At 62.0% G+C, this 16,427-nt stretch carries 12 protein-coding genes and 1 other annotated feature; of the genes, 6 read left to right on the forward strand and 6 right to left on the reverse strand.

The genetic code is table 11. From position 1 onward, the window contains the following. Positions 1-72 precede the first annotated feature (72 nt). The 3 genes from TZ53_RS25525 (at position 73) to TZ53_RS03875 (ending at position 3,622) form a co-directional block, all read left to right on the forward strand. On the forward strand, positions 73-1,329 hold the full coding sequence (locus tag TZ53_RS25525; protein WP_052628083.1) for a phosphoribosyltransferase-like protein: 1,257 nt from the start codon (positions 73-75) through the stop codon (positions 1,327-1,329). A gap of 176 nt (positions 1,330-1,505) precedes the next feature. Further along, a complete protein-coding gene (locus TZ53_RS25920) occupies positions 1,506-2,690 on the forward strand; it encodes a reverse transcriptase family protein (RefSeq protein WP_084694312.1) in 1,185 nt (394 codons plus the stop codon). Positions 2,691-2,740: 50 nt separating this feature from the next. Next, on the forward strand, positions 2,741-3,622 hold the full coding sequence (locus TZ53_RS03875) for a hypothetical protein (RefSeq protein ID WP_157009769.1): 882 nt from the start codon (positions 2,741-2,743) through the stop codon (positions 3,620-3,622). On the opposite strand, the gene TZ53_RS03880 is transcribed toward TZ53_RS03875, so the two are convergent. The 3 genes from TZ53_RS03880 to TZ53_RS03890 form a co-directional block, all read right to left on the reverse strand. After that, positions 3,619-5,604 (reverse strand): UvrD-helicase domain-containing protein, encoded by a 1,986-nt coding sequence (locus tag TZ53_RS03880; protein ID WP_044660482.1) that lies wholly within the window; start codon positions 5,602-5,604, stop codon positions 3,619-3,621. The genes TZ53_RS03875 and TZ53_RS03880 overlap by 4 nt on opposite strands. A 5-nt stretch (positions 5,605-5,609) precedes the next feature. Beyond that, positions 5,610-7,649, reverse strand: coding sequence for an ATP-dependent nuclease (locus TZ53_RS03885; protein WP_157009770.1), 2,040 nt, complete (start codon positions 7,647-7,649; stop codon positions 5,610-5,612). Between the two features lie 66 nt (positions 7,650-7,715). Further along, on the reverse strand, positions 7,716-8,006 hold the full coding sequence (locus tag TZ53_RS03890; protein WP_044660483.1) for a hypothetical protein: 291 nt from the start codon (positions 8,004-8,006) through the stop codon (positions 7,716-7,718). A 520-nt stretch (positions 8,007-8,526) separates the two neighbouring features. Between TZ53_RS03890 and TZ53_RS03895 the strand changes: the two genes are divergently transcribed. After that, positions 8,527-11,337 (forward strand): class I SAM-dependent DNA methyltransferase, encoded by a 2,811-nt coding sequence (locus TZ53_RS03895; protein WP_197565234.1) that lies wholly within the window; start codon positions 8,527-8,529, stop codon positions 11,335-11,337. Here TZ53_RS03895 and TZ53_RS25925 read toward each other — a convergent pair. Further along, positions 11,250-12,461: an IS256 family transposase gene (locus TZ53_RS25925; protein ID WP_011950834.1), complete on the reverse strand. Its 1,212-nt coding sequence runs from the start codon at positions 12,459-12,461 to the stop codon at positions 11,250-11,252. The genes TZ53_RS03895 and TZ53_RS25925 overlap by 88 nt on opposite strands. Before the next feature lie 282 nt (positions 12,462-12,743). Here TZ53_RS25925 and TZ53_RS03905 point away from each other — a divergent pair, with 282 nt between their 5' ends. Together TZ53_RS03905 and TZ53_RS03910 are read left to right on the forward strand one after the other, a co-directional pair. Further along, on the forward strand, positions 12,744-13,421 hold the full coding sequence (locus tag TZ53_RS03905) for a hypothetical protein (protein WP_052628086.1): 678 nt from the start codon (positions 12,744-12,746) through the stop codon (positions 13,419-13,421). Continuing rightward, complete coding sequence (locus tag TZ53_RS03910; RefSeq protein WP_044660485.1) at positions 13,418-14,329, forward strand: DUF5655 domain-containing protein; 912 nt, start codon at positions 13,418-13,420, stop codon at positions 14,327-14,329. Before TZ53_RS03905 ends, TZ53_RS03910 begins: the two co-directional genes overlap by 4 nt. A 317-nt stretch (positions 14,330-14,646) precedes the next feature. On the opposite strand, the gene TZ53_RS27895 is transcribed toward TZ53_RS03910, so the two are convergent. Together TZ53_RS27895 and TZ53_RS03920 are read right to left on the reverse strand one after the other, a co-directional pair. Next, positions 14,647-15,015 (reverse strand): IS110 family transposase, encoded by a 369-nt coding sequence (locus TZ53_RS27895; protein ID WP_052628087.1) that lies wholly within the window; start codon positions 15,013-15,015, stop codon positions 14,647-14,649. 120 nt (positions 15,016-15,135) lie between these two features. Further along, positions 15,136-16,364, reverse strand: a protein-coding gene (locus TZ53_RS03920; RefSeq protein WP_157009771.1) for an IS3 family transposase whose coding sequence is annotated in 2 segments (ribosomal slippage) — positions 15,136-16,076 and positions 16,076-16,364 — 1,230 coding nt in all. Because the reading frame shifts where the segments join, the coding sequence is not laid out codon by codon here. After that, positions 15,967-16,083 (reverse strand) — a sequence feature (AL1L pseudoknot). It overlaps the preceding gene by 117 nt. Positions 16,365-16,427: the final 63 nt, after the last annotated feature.

Genomic DNA, 16,427 nt, shown 5'->3' on the forward strand with positions numbered 1-16,427 from the left:
CGTTGATCGCATCGAACGAGGGAGCCCCGACGCCGGAGAGGGTGTGGCAATTGTTGAAATGGTTGCGCGACCATGACCATTTCCAAAAGCGACTTTGCCCAGCCTTGGCTCAAACAGTTCAAGGATGAAGACCGTGAGGTCGCTGGTCGTCTTGCCGATGCCGTGATGCTGGTTGGAAAGGACGCCTTCGGTCGGAATCTGCGGGAGCTGCTTGATAAGATCTCAGCCGGTCGCAACGAAGCTGACATGGATCGACCGATCGCACTTTACGCCGAAAGAGCGGTTGAAAAAGAGAGGGTCAAGAACGAGGCGTTTGGATATTTCGAGGACAAAATCCTTCCAATTTTTCCTGGGACCGCAACAGGGCGCGCGCTTGGACCGGGTGTACCGCCAGTTACAGTGAATCCGAAAGACCAGCAGGTTGGCAGCGAAGGCCTAATCGCCAATTTCATCACGAGCTATGAGCGCCTCCACGGCAACCGCGTGCTCAATCACCCTGGGCCGGATGCCCTTCGGAAAGCTCGGCCAAGCCACATCGTCGTTGTGACCGATTTTATAGGTTCAGGAACCCGCGTGTGGAACATGCTGGAGGCATTTTACGAGGTCGCCACGATTAAGAGTTGGCACTCCCTCAAGAAAATTCGCTTGGCTGTCGTCGCCTTCTCGGGAACGCCCGCCGGGCTTTCCTGGGTCCAATCGCATCGGACAAAACCCATTATGGGGGTTGCTCATTCCTGCCCCGTGATATGGACCGCCTTCGATGGGAAGGATATGCGAGCGGTTCAAAAGCTGTGCGAAGACTACCCTGGTAATCTAAAATACCCCTTTGGTTTCGACGGAGGCGCGGCCCTCATCGCATTCTCGCACGGGATGCCCAACAATTCCCCATCGCTGCTGCACAGCACGGTCCGGGGGTGGAAGCCTCTATTTCATAATCGCAGCGCGCTTGATGCTGACATGCATTTTCCTGACAGCGATGCTGACGTGCTCGCTGAACAGGCCAAAGAAAAGCTGAAAATCCGAGCCGCAAAAGCCTTCCTTGATGATCCCGCCAAGCGCCGCTGGATCGAGACCATGCTCGTCCTCACAGCGCTGGAGAACGGGGCTCGCGATGCCGCGACCGCTTCGGCCCGCACGCATCTCCCTCTGGCCGAAGTCGAGGAGATTCTCGTTTTCACGCAAATTGCGCACTGGACCACTGCGGGTTGCAGCATCACGCCGCTGGGCCGACGCGAACTCAACCGATTGAAAGTGCGCAGAACGAAGATCGTTGAGCTTCCCTCGGAGGAGCAACCATACTACTATCCAACGCAGTTGAGGGCTCGGTGACAGCATTTAGAAATGCGCCGTGCAAGCGGCGACGGTTCCCTCGGGGAGCCGGGGTCCAGGATTTCCGGGGTCCACACATTGGAGCAGGACCTTCGCACTGCGTGAGACAGCGAGTCTCTGCGGGCGGGGTCTTGGTTGATACTCGCTGTCCCACCCACCATGGTGGGTCGAAGTAGATGCCTGTTCCGAGTCCTCAACGATATGCATCCGGCGGCCGTCGGCAGGGCATTGATTCTCAGACACTAGACAATGCCATAGCGGCAATCACGCGGATCCGCGCGACAGATCCGCGCATCACGCCAGTGTTGACGCTTCGACACCTGTCCGTCCTGACCGAATTGCCATTCCTGTTTCTGCGCAGGAAAGTCGCCCGCCAAGAGCGCGTAGGGTACCGCACGATCTTCCTAAAGAAGCGCATTCCGGGTCGCTCAAGTATGCGCAGGATCTCGATCCCACCCAAAAGCCTTGCCCATGTTCAAAATTGGCTGGTTCAGAATGTTCTTCAGTACACGAGCGCGCACCCCGCGAGCTTTGCTTTTCATCCGGATTCATCCCCCATTCTCGCGGCTGAACAGCACCCAAACACCAAATGGCTGCTAAAGGTTGATATTCAGGATTTTTTCCATTCAATCAGCGAGGGAACGGTCGCCTCCATTTTTTCACGGCTTGGATTTCCCAAGCTCCTGGCGTTCGAGCTAGGGAGGCTTTGCACCATTCCCTGCAATCGCGGACCTAGCCGAAACCCAAAACCGCATCCCAGCCCGATCGAGTTCTATCGGAGTGACTTTGAGGGGTATCTTCCTCAAGGAGCCGCGACGAGCCCTATGTTGGCAAATCTTGCTATGTCCATGACTGACCAGCGCCTGTCCGCCCTCGCCGAGAAATTTGGGTTTCGGTATTCTCGTTATGCGGATGATCTAGCTTTTTCATCCCCTAATGATCACGCTCTGGCCGACCTTCAGAAACTGAAGCGGAATGTTTTCCACATTCTCAACAGCTCCGGGTTCCGTCCGAACCTCCGCAAGACGGTTATCAGGGGGCCCGGGGCGCGCCGTATTGTGCTGGGTATGCTTGTGGACGGCAAAGAGCCAAGGCTTTCGAAGGAGTTCAAAGATAACATCAGGCTCCACCTGTATTATCTCACATCTCCACAGCATGGTCCGCAAAAGCACGCTCTCTCCCGCAAAACGGGGGTTTCGAGCATGTATCACCATGTGCGTGGGCTGATCGCCTGGGCGAGACAGGTTGAGAAAACGTATGGCGAAGAAGCACTAGCCAAATTCAAGTCTGTCAATTGGCCGCCGATCCAGCCGAGGATGGTCCATTGCAGTCTTGATGATCTCAGGGACAAGGACGACTGAGCGTGGCGGCAAACGCTCCGATCAAACATCATTATGTGCCACAATTCTACATGCGGCAGTTCGCCTGCGCCGACGACGCGCACAAGGTGATGACGCTCGAGCGCCACAGCGATGTCGTCGTCGCCGATCGCAAGTCGATCGAGGGCATCGGCTGGGAGGAGCGGCTGCATGACTATGACGACGCCGGCGCGCCCGCGTCGATCGAGGGTGACATCAACCGCGAGATCGAGACGCCTTTCTCCAACAGCCCGACCTGGCGCAAGATCAGCGCAGGCCAATGCGCCAGCCTCGACGCGTCCGACCGCCTGCCGCTCTACGGCTTCGCCCGCCACCTGCAGCTTCGGAACCTGGAGATGCTGCGCTTCATCGAAAGCCAGCATGAACGCTATCTCGCCGGCGCGCTCGAGGACGAGCTGACCGACGAAGAACGCGACATGCATGACTGGATCACCGCCACCCCGGGAGCGGCGCACGAGATGTTCCGCTCCGGGGCCATGGACCGGATGCTGCCGCCCGACGCGAGCGCGATCAATGTGATGGTCTGCCACACATCGGCCCGCTTTCGCACGTCGACCAATCCAACAGTCCGGGTTTCGGAACCCGGCAACGACTCGATCTTCGGCGCGATGTTCAATTCGCTGCGGACTTGGTGGCTCACCCTTGATCCGCACTGGGGCGCGTTCCTCATCGCCGGAGGGCCGGCCGGTTTCAGCGTGAACCCTGTTCCTCCACAGATCGCCCGCGTCGTCAACCGGCAATATCTGACGCAGTTCCTGCACGGCAGCGCGCGCTATCTGCTGGCCGAGGACGATTTCCTGAGCGAGGATCTCGATTGGGCAGGCTATGCGTTCGAGACGCACACCACCCGCGGATTTCGCTATCGAAAAGTCACGCCCCCGACGCAAACCGGCAAGCCGGACGGCGCCCTCTAGCCTCCCGCCCCAGGCCGGGGGTCACGATCGACCAGATCAACCAGCTTCCATCCCTGCGCCTGCGCCTGGGCGAGGAAAGCACCCGCATGGCTCTTGCGGACCGCCAGCGCCAAGAGCTCCCTTGGTCGGGTGACGCCGACAAAGACATTGGTTGCGGCGGTCAGCGCCACCCCCTCCAATGGCTGAGGGGCGACGCCGAAGGCGCGCGGCAGCACGGTGCTCAGATCGATGCACTGGTCCTTGCCCGCGACGCCCTTCCAAACCTCGCTCTCGACGACGAGAATGCCGTCCACGCTCTTGCCCTTGACCGAATGGATCGAGCCCAGCCGAAGCGTCACCTCCCCTATCCGCACCTGCTTGGTCGAGCGGCGCTCCGGGTCGGCGGCCTGGGCCTTCTCCTCGGCAACGAACTCGCAGAAATCGGCGATGCTCTGCGCGGCCGCTTCAGGGGGCGGGGCGAAGTGCAGCAGGAGCGATTCGAGGAGGTCCAGCCAAGCGGCCTCGTCCCAGGCCGCTGTCCCGACCAGCACTTGGTCGCGAAGCAGGCGGCGAACCGCGCGCGGCGTCGCCGGGTCGCGATGCCGGAGCGCGGCCCAAACATTTTGCGTGGTGACCGGCCGATCGTGGGCCGCCTTGATGTCATGGGCGCGCGCCAGACCCGCCATCGCTGCGGCCAGCATCTCGGCAATCTCCGCCGGCTGGCGACCGGCGGCATGGTGGAGCGCGGCCTTCTGGAGCTGGCGGCACAGGAGATTGGCCTTGGCCCGCGCGCCGCTCTCGCTGCGATAGTCCTGATGATAATCGACCAGGCTGCGGGGCAGCCATGCGCCCTTCTTCTTCGGGCGATTGTGCCGCGAAGCGACCGCCCAGACATCGCGCGCGCCGCTATCGGCACCCCATAGCGCCTCGGCTTCCTCGGCGAAGGCGCCCAGCACCCCGCCGATCGTCGCCTCATCGAACAGGACCATCAAGCGCAGGCCCGGCCTTTCGCCAACACCGACAATAGTCTGGGTCTGGCGGACGGTCAGCTGGCTCGCGAAGGCGGCGATCTCGCCGCCGAAGCGCCTGCTGGTGTCGAGCGGAATGCAGCCCGGCGCCGGCTGCCAGTAGACCGGGGCGGCCGCATCGTCCTCATAGAGCGTCTGGTTGCTGTCGCCCAGGCGCTGGAACGCCGCGTCGTCATGCTTGAAGATATGCTCCAGCAGCCGCAGCTGGTCGCCGTGCGTGTCCTGCGCCTCGTCGAGGATCACGAGCGGGAAGCGGTCGCGCAGCCGTGCGGCCAGCGCTGGGGTTTCGGCGAGCGCCCGCCAGGCGAGCGCGGTCATGTCGGCGTAGCGATAGAGACCACTCTTCACCATCGAGGCCTTGAGCTTCGCCAGGGCCTGTCCGCAAGCGGTGTCGGCGCCGTGCTGGCCTTTCAGCCGCTGGACGGCGATGCTGTCGGGCTCACTTCCCTCCGCATCGAACGCCGGATCGAGGGTCAGCCTGGCGACCCAGCGCTCGACCGTGGCGCCAGCCTTCTTGGCCTGGTTCTTCAGCGCCCAGAAGGACGGATAGCGGCGCAGCGCCTCGGCCTCGAACGCATCGTCATCAACCTGGCGGAGGTTCCAGCCAAGGCCGCGCAGATAGGGCAAGGCCAGATACTGGTTGATGAAGGCGGTGACCGTGCCTGTGAAATGCGGATAGGCCATCAGCCGCGCGGCCGTTGGATGGCGCGCGATCAGATCTTCCACTTCGGTGCGCGCGGCGTTGGTGTGCGAGATCACGCAGACGCCGCGCCGCGTGGTCGTCCAGTTGCGTGAGAGCAAGGCGAGCTTCGCCGCCAGCAGCGTGGTCTTGCCATTGCCAGGCGCGGCCTGCACGTCGCAAGCCGCGGCATTGGCCAGGAAGTCCATCTGGCTTTGATCGGTGAAATCGCAGCCGCCAAGCTCGTCGCCGAGCGCGGCGAGCAGCTCCGGGGTTAGCGGCAGTATCTCGAACATCCTCGTCAGGCTCCCGCCGCCTCTTCGCCGGCAACCCCGACCTCGCCATCCTCATCGCCCTCTTCCTCCGCGTCCGCCGGATTGGCCGGGAAAGCGGGCGCGCCCGGGACATAGCCGCCGGTCACATAGTCGATGGCGCGCACCAGATAGGCCGGCAGCCGCTCGCGCATCTGCTCGGCCGTGTCGGTGCGCTGGCGCAGGATCGCGGCGAGCTGCTCGGCGACCTCGGCCTTGGAGGCCTCCTTGTCGTGGACGGGCTGGTAGATTTTCACCGCGATCTCGGTCGCCGACAGGCCCGCCTCGAGCCAGCCTGCATAGGTCTTGTCGGCGCTCTCCACGAGTTTGGCGAGAAAGGCGGGCTTGCGGCTGCTGGTCTTGGCCAGTCGGACCGCGCGGTAGACGCTCTGGGCGAGCTCGGGCTGGAGGGCGAGATCGAACTCCAGCGTCCAACTGTCGGCGATGAAGGCGTCGACCGGATCGCCGATGTCGCGCGTGAGCGTCTTCAGCCGCGCGGCGATTTCCTCGGGCTTGAGCTCATTCTCGGTCTTGCGCTCGCCGACCAGGGCCTTGGCCTCGGGCGGCGGGATGTCGCGGTCGGGGATCAGCGCGACCGGGACCGGGATCGCCTCGCCGGCGAGGCGCTGCAGGATCCGGCTGTAGCGGAACAGGCCGCGATGGCCGACATTGACGATCGAAACCCCGTGGGCGCTCAAGGGCCGGCCGAGCTTCTCGGCGATCGCAGGCAGGAGGAGATGTTCGCCATCGCCCTCGACGACGATCAGCGCGCGGGCGAAGAACAGATTGGCCTTGGTGGCGTCGAGGAACCGGCGCAGGAACTCATAGTCGTCGACGCCCAGCCGCGTATGGGCGGCGCCGAGCGGAAAGGCGCGATGATCGACGATCATCGTCATGGTTTCGAGTTCGGCGCCTGCGGCCAGCTGCGGGCTGTGGGTGGTGAGCAGAACCTGGACCTGCTGATGGGTCTCGCCCTTGGCCGGGTCCGGCTTGGCGGCGCGCGCGGCGAGCACTTCCATGAACAGGGTCTGGTGCTGGGGATGGAGGTGCGCCTCGGGCTCCTCGATCAGCAGGAACGGCACCTGGTCGGGATGCGACTGGAGCAGCAACAGCTCGGCGGCCATGAACAGCAGATTGTTGTAGCCCAGGCCGCGCTGCACCCGCTCGGCGCCGACCTTGGCGTTTAGGTAGAGCTCGAAGCGCTCGAGAATCTGGTCGAACGAGCCCCCCGCGCCAAGATCGAGGGTCGCGACCAGGGGGTCGTCGACAAAAGACAGTTTGTCGAGAAAGTCGCTGTTGACGCTGCTGGCGACACCCCCGACCGCCGGATTGGCCCGCACCTCAATGTCGGCGGCGGTCAGCGTGTCGTGCAGTGTGGCGGGCGCGCCAAGCGCCGCCGGCTTGTTCTGCGCGCCCATCGCCGGCATCGCGCCAAGGATGCGCGACAGCCGCGAGCGCCTGCCGGCCCGCATCTCGCGTTCGGCGTCGCGCAGCGGCTTGAGATAGGTCGCCTTGAGATATTCGCGCAGCTCGCCGTCGAGCGGAAGGCCTTCGCCCTCGGCGCCCGCGCGGTGCTGGCTGGAGATGACGCTGCCGCCGCCGGAGGAAATACGCCGCAACCCGCGCAGGCAGACATGTAGGCGCAGCTTGCCCTTCTCATTGGTGCACCATTCGAGAAAACGCGCTTCCTCTTCGGGGCTGAGATCGTCGAAGGTGCAGCGCACGACAAAGTCGCACTCGCGCGTCCCATCTGCGGCCACATGGAAATCATGCAGGTCGGGGCGGATATAATCGTCGCCGCGCGTCCACAGGACATAACGAGCCGCATCGACGATCGCGCTCTTGCCGGCGTCATTGGGCCCGACCAGGATGTTGAGGCCCGATGACAGCTGAATATTCAAAGGTCGCGCGGCGCTGAAACACCGAAAGCCCCTCGCATGGATTTCCGAAATGTACATGTTTTCGCCCCCGCGACTCGTCGTCGTTCGTTTTCGCTCCATCGTATCAAGAAGATAGGCTTGTAGCGGCACCGACCGCCAACGCCAGAGACTTGGGTCGACGAACGGTTTTCCATGGCCTGTTCAAGCCTTGCCGGATCAGGACCGCACTTCGCCCAGCGGATCATGGCGCTCGAGATAGGGCTTGATCGTATCGGGCAGGGGCTCGCCGGGGCTGATCATCGTCAGCGCGGTCAGCGCATGGCCGATCACCCCGTCCGGATCGATGTCGTCCTCCTCTGGCGTCGCCAGCGGATCGCGGTCAACATGTTCGAAGAAATTATACGGCCTGACGATATAGTCGAGGAGCCGCCGCTGCTCGGCGGCGCTCAGGGTGATGACGAGGTCGGCGGCCTCGCGGACGGCACCCGCCTCGATACCAGCGATCACCGTCTCCTGGCGAGAACTATCGTTCTGGAACGCCAGGATTGTCCCAACCCCAGTCATAGGCAGAATGTCCGCTGATGGGCTCACTGATTTCCCAGTCGAACGGCAAGGTTGGGCGCGTTGCCGCCTCCGGCATGAGGCTCGCACAGGTCGGTGAATGGCTGCTTTGTTGAGTCGGTTTCTCCGAAGCCGAAATTCGGGAAAGTCCCACTTCCCGCCGACCGATGGCGGTCCTCTGAAGACTTTCAACAACCCATTCCTGATTTTCCGGGACCAAAGATACGGCTTCAGGCTGATGGTGCCTGCAGTCTCTTTGTTTTTATTTTTTGCCTCAACAAGTTGGCTTGCTGCGAGTTGGCCCCCGTGCGAAGCATCCTCAGCGATAAGATCAGTTTCCTCACCGCTGCACGCGTGCGTGGATGCCGCTTCGTTCATACCCGAATATTGTAGGTTGAACTTATCCGATGACGGAGCCAGTGCTTTCCGATTGCCCTGTCTCGATTGAACCGCTTAAACGGAAATCATGCAGGGGGATCACGACGAACAGCAGCGAATCGAAGAGTTTATCGCCGATTGGCGCGAAACCGGCGGTTCCGAACTCGCGAATACGCAGAGTTTCATCAACGGCTTGTGCGCCCTGATCGGCGTCGACGCTCCGGCGGGCAGCCGCGCCGATGATGCACACAACGACTATGTCTTCGAACGCCGCGTCTTTCAGGACAATGGCGACGGGTCGCAGAGCTTCGGTCGGATCGACTGCTACAAGCGCGACAGCTTCATCCTTGAGGCGAAGCAAGGCAGCGATGCCGACCGCGCGGCGGCCGCTCGGGGCGAAGACGACCTGGACTTGTTCGGCCAGACCGCCAGCGCCCGCATGAAGCGCGGCATGGCTAGGCGCGGCTCGCCGGGCTGGGCACGGGCGATGGTCCAGGCCAAGGGGCAGGCCGAGCGTTATGCCAAGGCGCTGCCGGTCGAGCACGGTTGGCCGCCGTTTCTGCTGGTGGCCGACATTGGCTATTGCATTGAAGTTTACGCAGACTTCACCGGCACCGGGAAGGCCTACGCCCAGTTCCCCGACCGGGCACGCTACCGCATCATGCTAGAGGACTTGGCGGAGAAGGACGTGCGCGATCGACTGCGCGCGATCTGGACCGATCCCAAGGGCCTCGATCCCGCCACAAAGGCCGCGCGCGTTACCCGCGATATCGCCGAACTGCTGGCCACCGTCGCTCGCCGCATCGAAAAGCGCGGCTACAATGCCGAGGCGACCAGCGGGTTCCTGATGCGCGTGCTCTTCACGATGTTCGCCGAGGACACGGGGCTGATCCCGAACAAGAGCTTCACCACCCTGCTGAAGGGGCAGCGCGAGCATCCCGAGCACCTCCAGCACCAGCTTTCCGCACTGTGGGCAGCGATGGACAAGGGCGAATTCTCGCCTGCGCTCGGCGTGCCGCTGCGGCAGTTCAACGGCTACCTGTTCAAGGACCGCAGCGCGATCCCGATCGACGCCGAGGAACTCGAGGTGCTGATCCAGGCAGGGGAACATGTCTGGACCGAAGTCGAACCGGCGATCTTCGGCACTTTGCTCGAACGCGCGCTCAACCCGAAGGAGCGCGCCAAGCTGGGCGCGCATTACACCCCGCGCGCCTATGTCGAGCGGCTGGTGGGTCCCACCATCATAGAGCCGCTACGCGCCGACTGGGACGGCGTGCGCGGCGCCGCCGCGACGCTGATCGACGAAGGCAAGGCTGGAGAGGCGCGCGCCCATGTCGAGGCGTTCCATACGCGCCTAGCGCAGACCAAAGTGCTCGACCCCGCCTGCGGCACAGGCAATTTTCTTTATGTCGCCATGGCACGCATGAAGGAGCTGGAGGGCGAAGTGCTCGACCTGCTGGTAGAGCTGGGTGATGACCAGTATGTGGCCGAGATCACCGGGCACACGATTACGCCCGAGAACTTCCTCGGCATCGAGATCAACCCGCGCGCCGCCGCGATCGCGCAGCTGGTGCTGTGGATCGGCTACCTGCAATGGCATTTCCGAGTGAACGGCGCGGACCGCGCCCCGCCCGAGCCGATCCTGCGCGACGTGCGCACCATCGAAAACCGCGACGCGCTGATCGACTATGACGAAAAGGTGCTGGAGCGCGATGAGGACGGCCATCCGGTGACCCGCTGGGATGGTGAGACGATGAAGGTCCATCCGGTGACCGGCCGCAAGGTGCCGGACGAGGATGCGCGGGTCGTGGTGTATCGCTACGTGAAGCCCCGCGCGGCCAAGTGGCCCAAGGCGGATTTCATCGTCGGGAACCCGCCGTTCATCGGCAACAAGCGGATGAGAGACCGCTTGGGTGGCGAGTATGTCGATGCCATTTTTCGGTGCTACGACGCCCCACAATCCATCGACTTCGTAATGTATTGGTGGGAAATTGCAGCAAAATTGGTGCGAAGTGCACAAGCAATACGGTTTGGATTTATTACCACCAACTCGCTGACGCAGACATTCAATCGACGTGTCGTGGCGCACCACATTTCACACGCCGATCAAATTCACATAGTCTTTGGTATCGCCGATCACCCCTGGATCGACGAGGCAGGTTCCGCTGCGGTACGCGTCGCGATGTCGGTAACTGCCCGAGGGTCCGGTAAGGGAAGATTCGTAACTGTCCTTGAAGAAAGCGCGACTCCGGGGTTTGAGAAACTTGCCGACGAAGTCGGTGAAATTGGGCCGAACTTACGAGTGGGCGCAAGCCTGCTTCAGACCGGCAAGCTTAAGGCGAACAATGGCCTTGCGTCTTTAGGTTCCACGTTGATTGGACAGGGCTTCATTCTGGAGCCTGCTGAGGCCGAGGTGTATCTGGCCTCGGAACCAGAATCGGGAAAAGTGCTCCGGCCGTATCTGAGCGGCCGCGACCTCACTGGGCGCGAGCGAAGGCAGTTCGCCATCGATGCGTTCGGCCTAAATGAGCAGGCGCTTCAAACTGCCTTCCCCCGAATCTACCAACATCTCCGAAACTCTGTGTTTCCCCAAAGGCAGATCAATTCGAGAAAGACCTATCGGGATAATTGGTGGGTTCACGGAGAGCCTCGAAGCGAACTCCGCCTTGCTCTTGCTGGATTGAAGCGCTTCATCGTCACAGCTCGCACAGCAAAACATCGAATGTTCGCATTCGTGCCTGCAGAAACCCTCGCCGAGGGTCGCGTCCGTCAATGTGGTGTAGAATTGGGTGTGGCCAGCGGGCTGCATTTTCAGGCGGCCTTGGGTGTAATCTGTAGCGGCTGTGCCTCCTCGATCATTGGTGTAGCAAGGGCGGCCATGCCCTCGATCTGCATGTAGCGGTGCTGGAGCTGGTATTCGTCATTCTGCTCCAGCAGGACGGCGCCGACGAGGCGGATGATGCTATCCTCGTTCGGGAAGATGCCGACGACATCGGCGCGGCGCTTCACTTCCTTGTTCAGGCGTTCCAGTGGATTGGTGGAATGTAATTTGACGCGGTGCTGCTCGGGGAAGGTCATGTAGGCCAGCACGTCGTGCTCGGCATCGTCCATGCAGGCGCCGAGCTTTGGCCAGCGGGTACGCAACTGGTCGGCGACCTGGCGCCAGACCTGTGTCGCGGCGGCATGGTCGGGCTGGAGGAAGACCTGGCGGATGGCAGCGGCGACGACGGTGTTCTGGCCCTTGGGCACGTAGGCCAGGGCATTGCGCATGAAGTGGACGCGGCACCGCTGCCAGGTGGCGCTGAGCACGCGAGTGATCGCTGCCTTGAGGCCCTCGTGGGCATCGGAGATGACCAGCTTCACGCCGGTCAGTCCGCGGCGTGCGAGGTCCTTGAGGAAGCTCGACCAGAATGGCTCGGCTTCGGAGGGTCCAATGTGAAGGCCAACGATTTCGCGCTTGCCCTCGGTGTTGACGGCAACGGCTATTATCGCGGCGACACTGACGATCCGCCCGCCCTCGCGCACCTTGAGGTAGGTAGCATCGAGCCAGAGGTAGGGCCAGTCGCCGGTGAGCGGCCGCTTAAGGAAGGCATGGACACGTTCGTCGATATCCTTGCACAGCTTGGACACCGAGGATTTGGAGATGCCGGTCATGCCCATGGCCTGCACCAGCTCGTCGACACGCCGGGTGCTGACGCCGGCGATCCACGCCTCCTGGATCACCGCGACCAGCGCCTTCTCGACGGTCTTCCTGGGTTCCAGGAAGCCAGGGAAGTAGGCGCCGGTCCGTAGCTTGGGAATCCTCAGGTTGAGCGTGCCGAGCCGGGTATCGAGGCTGCGGTCGCGGTAGCCGTTCCGCCAGGTCGTCCGGTCGCCGGAGCGCTCGTGTCGGCTAGCGCCGACCAGGCCATCGACGTCGGCCTCCATGATGATCTGTAATACGCTCTCGGCGATCGTGCGCAGGAAATCTCCATCTCCAGTCTTCGCCATCAGCTCGGCAAGCGGTAGTCTGTCGTCGGTCATCGGGATCAACTCCTCGGTGGGCGTGTGAAGTGTGGTAACTCCACCTTACCGATGAGCCCGGTGGCCACCGAGATCGAAATCGCATGGGGTGGGGCATGCCCCACCCCATGCGATCATCTCAATCTACACCAGAAATTACACCACGAGCGCGGACGCTAACTCGCCGAGAGCCGGTTGGTGGCAATAGCCCTTGAAGATGCACTCTATTTGGCCATCCTCAGTTCCCGGTTGCACTCCATCTGGAGCACCGCCTGGGGTGCTCGTCAAGGCGTTGGGAATGATTTGAACTACAACGTCGGTGAATGCTTCGATCCCTTCCCATTCCCGGTCAACGTCCCCGAACCGTGCAAAGCCCGCATCCGCGCTGAGGCGGAGGCGCTCGACAGCCTTCGCAAGCGGGTACTAGCTGAGCACGCGGACCTTACCCTCACCAAGCTCTACAACGTCCTCGAAGCCCTACGCGAAGGCCGCGCGTTGACGGTGGCCGAGCGCGATATTCACGATCGCGGTCTGGTCACGCTGATCAGCCAGCACCATGACGCGATCGATGCGCTCGTCGCCGAGGCCTATGGCTGGCCCGCCGATCTTTCGGACGAGGATATTCTCACCGGCCTCGTCGCATTAAACAAGCAGCGCGTGGCCGAGGAAGCCAAGGGCCTGATCCGCTGGCTGCGCCCCGAATACCAAGCTCCCGAATACAAGGCGCCGGTTACCCAGACGCTTGATTTCGGCGAGGCAGCGGCGGCCGTGCCCGACAACGTCATCCCTTGGCCCAACGCCCTTCCCGAGCAGGTCAGTGCCGTGCAGCAGGTGCTTGCGACGGCATCGGCGCCGCTCGCTCCGCAGGATGTCGCACGTGCTTTCAAGGGCAAACGCGCCGCGACCGTGCGGCCGGTGCTGGAAGCACTCGCCGGCATCGGCATGGCGCGAAGGCTTGAAGATGGGAGGTACGCGGCATGAGCGACATCAAGCTCTATCGGCTGGGGCCGGCCCAGGTCACCGAACTGGCCGGCGGTGCGATGGCACTCGAAAAGTCGCTGCAAACGGTGTTCGAGAAGAATCTCGACGCGCTGATCGGAGTCCGCTTCCTCGCCAGCGAGTTCTCGACCAACGAGGGCGGGCGGATGGACACGCTCGGTATCGATGAAAACAATAGCCCCGTGGTCATCGAGTACAAGCGCTCGTCGAACGAGAACGTCATCAACCAGGGTCTTTACTATCTCGACTGGCTGATGGGCCACCGCAAGGATTTCGAATGGCTGGTCCTTGAAAAGCTCGGCGCGGAAGTCGCCAAGGCGGTCGACTGGTCCGGCCCGAGGCTGATCTGCATTGCAGGTGATTTCGGCAAGTACGATGAACATGCGGTCAAGCAGATGAACCGCAACATTGCGCTTATCCGATACCGGCGGTTCGAGGGTGATCTACTCCTGCTTGAGCAGTTGACCTCTGCCAGCGCCAAACAGCCCAATGCACCTGTGGCACCCGCCGCCGGCTCCGGCGCCAAGCCGAACTACAAGACGATTTCCGAACACCTGGCCGAAGCTCCACAGGAGCTCCTGGACCTCTATCACCTGATTTCCGATTTTCTGCTGGCGCTGGGGGATGATGTCGAAGCGAAGACGACCGCCTATTACATTGCCTTTCGCCGCATCAAGAACTTTGCGAGCGTCGAACTGCGCAATCAGGCGCGCAAACTCCTCGTTTACGTCAAGGTCGATCCGGCCTCGATCCAGTTGGAGGAGGGCTTCACTCGTAACGTGAAATCGATCGGGCATTTCGGAACCGGCGACCTGGAAATCACGATCACGACCCTTGCCGACTTCGAGAAGGCAAAGCCTTTGCTGGAATCCTCATATAACGCATCATGATAGTTTGAATTGCCCAGCCACCTCAAGTGAATGCGCAATTGCTTCGAACGTTGCAATGTCAGCTTCTCGTTGCAGTTGCTCCAAAGCCGAGCATCGGAAATGTTGTCTAATTGATATTCGCATGGCAGCTCATTTTCTCATCCGATTGCCAACGGTTGTCTTCGGGGTCATCAGACAGCTGGAAGAGCCGATCGTCTGTGCCTCATGATCGCGGCCTATCGGTAGTGGGTGGACGTCTCTGGGCCCAAACGAGGTTTAGCCCTCCACTTTTGTGACGAGATCGTCCGGGCATGGCTGATCGGGAGCGGGACGCCGGGTCAGACCCAGCGGAACTCGGTCTCGTTCAACCAAAGGCAATGGAGTAATATAGCCAGCTTCCGTGCGACTGCGACTCTTGCGCGCTTTGGGCCTTTGGTTTCCGCCATTTTTCTACCCCAGTGCTGTAGCGCAAATGGCTGCCTCACCCTCGACAGGATAATATTGGCAGCTTCGTAGAGCGCGCGGCGCAACATAGGGTCGCCAGCCTTGGAGATGTGCCCTTGCGTATCACGTTCGCCAGACTGGCTTCGTCGAGGGACCAGCCCAGCATACGCTCCGACGTCCTCGCCTCTGGCAAAGCGCCGGGGATCCTCAATGCTCATTGTATAGGTGAGTGCGGTGATCGGCCCCACGCCAGGCACCGTCATCAAACGCGTGCAAACCGGATCTGACGCAGCCCTTAACTCCAGAGTGCGGGTCGAGGCCCGGAGTTGCGCCTCGATTGCCTCTGAAGCGCCCCGGGTTTTCAGGAGGCAGTTTCTTTTGTGTTATGCAGCCATATCGAGGTTCTTGAGAGCTGCATAGTAATTGTGTTCGGCCTCAGCGGGCGGGATGTGCCCGATAGGTCCGAAGAGACGGTGATTGTTGTACCAATCGACCCAGCGCAGTGTCGCCATTTCGACCGCCGATGCAGTTGGCCATGATCGCTGTCGCCAAATGACCTCGGCCTTGTAAAGGCCGTTGATCGTCTCGGCCAAGGCGTTGTCGTAGGAATCGCCGACGCTGCCGACCGAGGGGACGAGCTTCGCTTTGGCCAGGCGCTGGGTATAATTCATGGCAAGGTATTGGACTCCCCTGTCGCTGTGATGAATCAGTTGATCCCGTGGACTCGGCCTGCGGGCATGGATCGCCTGCTCCAGGGCATCCAGAACGAAGCTGGCAGTGGCTGACGTGCTGACCTTCCATCCGACGATCCGCCGGGCAAAAGCGTCAATCACGAAGGCGACATAGACGAAGCCCGCCCAGGTGTGCACGTAGGTGAAATCGACGACCCACAGGGCGTTTGGCCGGCTGACGCGGAATGCCCGATTGACCTTGTCCAACGGACACGGCGCCTTCGGGTTGCTGACGGTGGTGATCGTCTTCTTTCCACGCCGAACGCCCGCCAGCCCCATGGCGCGCATCAGCCGTTCTACCGTGCATTTCGCCACCATGATGCCTTCACGCCGCATCTGGTGCCAGACCTTGCGTGCGCCATAGAGGCCAAAGCTGGCCTCATGGACCCGCTTGATCTGCTCCCTGATCTCCTCATCGCGCCGGGCACGGGCCGGACGCCTTCCGGGATCGGCGCGGCGCGCGGCATGTTCACGATAAGAGGAAGGGGCGATTGCCAGCTCGCGGCAGATCGGCTCGATCCCCAAATCCTCGCGATGGGCGTCGATAAACGCCATCATCATCTCCCGGGGCGGTCGAGCTCCGCCATCGCAAAATATGCCGATGCCTTGCGCAAAATCTCGTTGGCCCGGCGCAGTTCCTTGACCTCGCGCTCCAGTACCCTCAGGCGCTCCCGGTCATCGGCAGCCAGCGCCGCTGGTCCCGCTCGTCGGCTCGCCTCCTCGCGGCACCAGCGGCGCAGCGTCTCCAGCGAGCAGCCGATCTTCGCCGCGATCGACTTCATCACTTCCCATTCCGAGCCGTACTCGGCCCGCTGCTCCGCGACCATACGGACCGCCCGCTCACGTACCTCGGGTGAAAATTTGTTCGTCGTCTTGCTCATCACGGATGCTCCTTCTCATAAGTTGGAGCCTCCTGAAAACCCGGGGCGCTTCACTCCATGCTG

The organism is Sphingobium sp. YBL2 (assembly GCF_000943805.1).
Taxonomy (GTDB): Bacteria; Pseudomonadota; Alphaproteobacteria; order Sphingomonadales; family Sphingomonadaceae; genus Sphingobium; species Sphingobium fuliginis.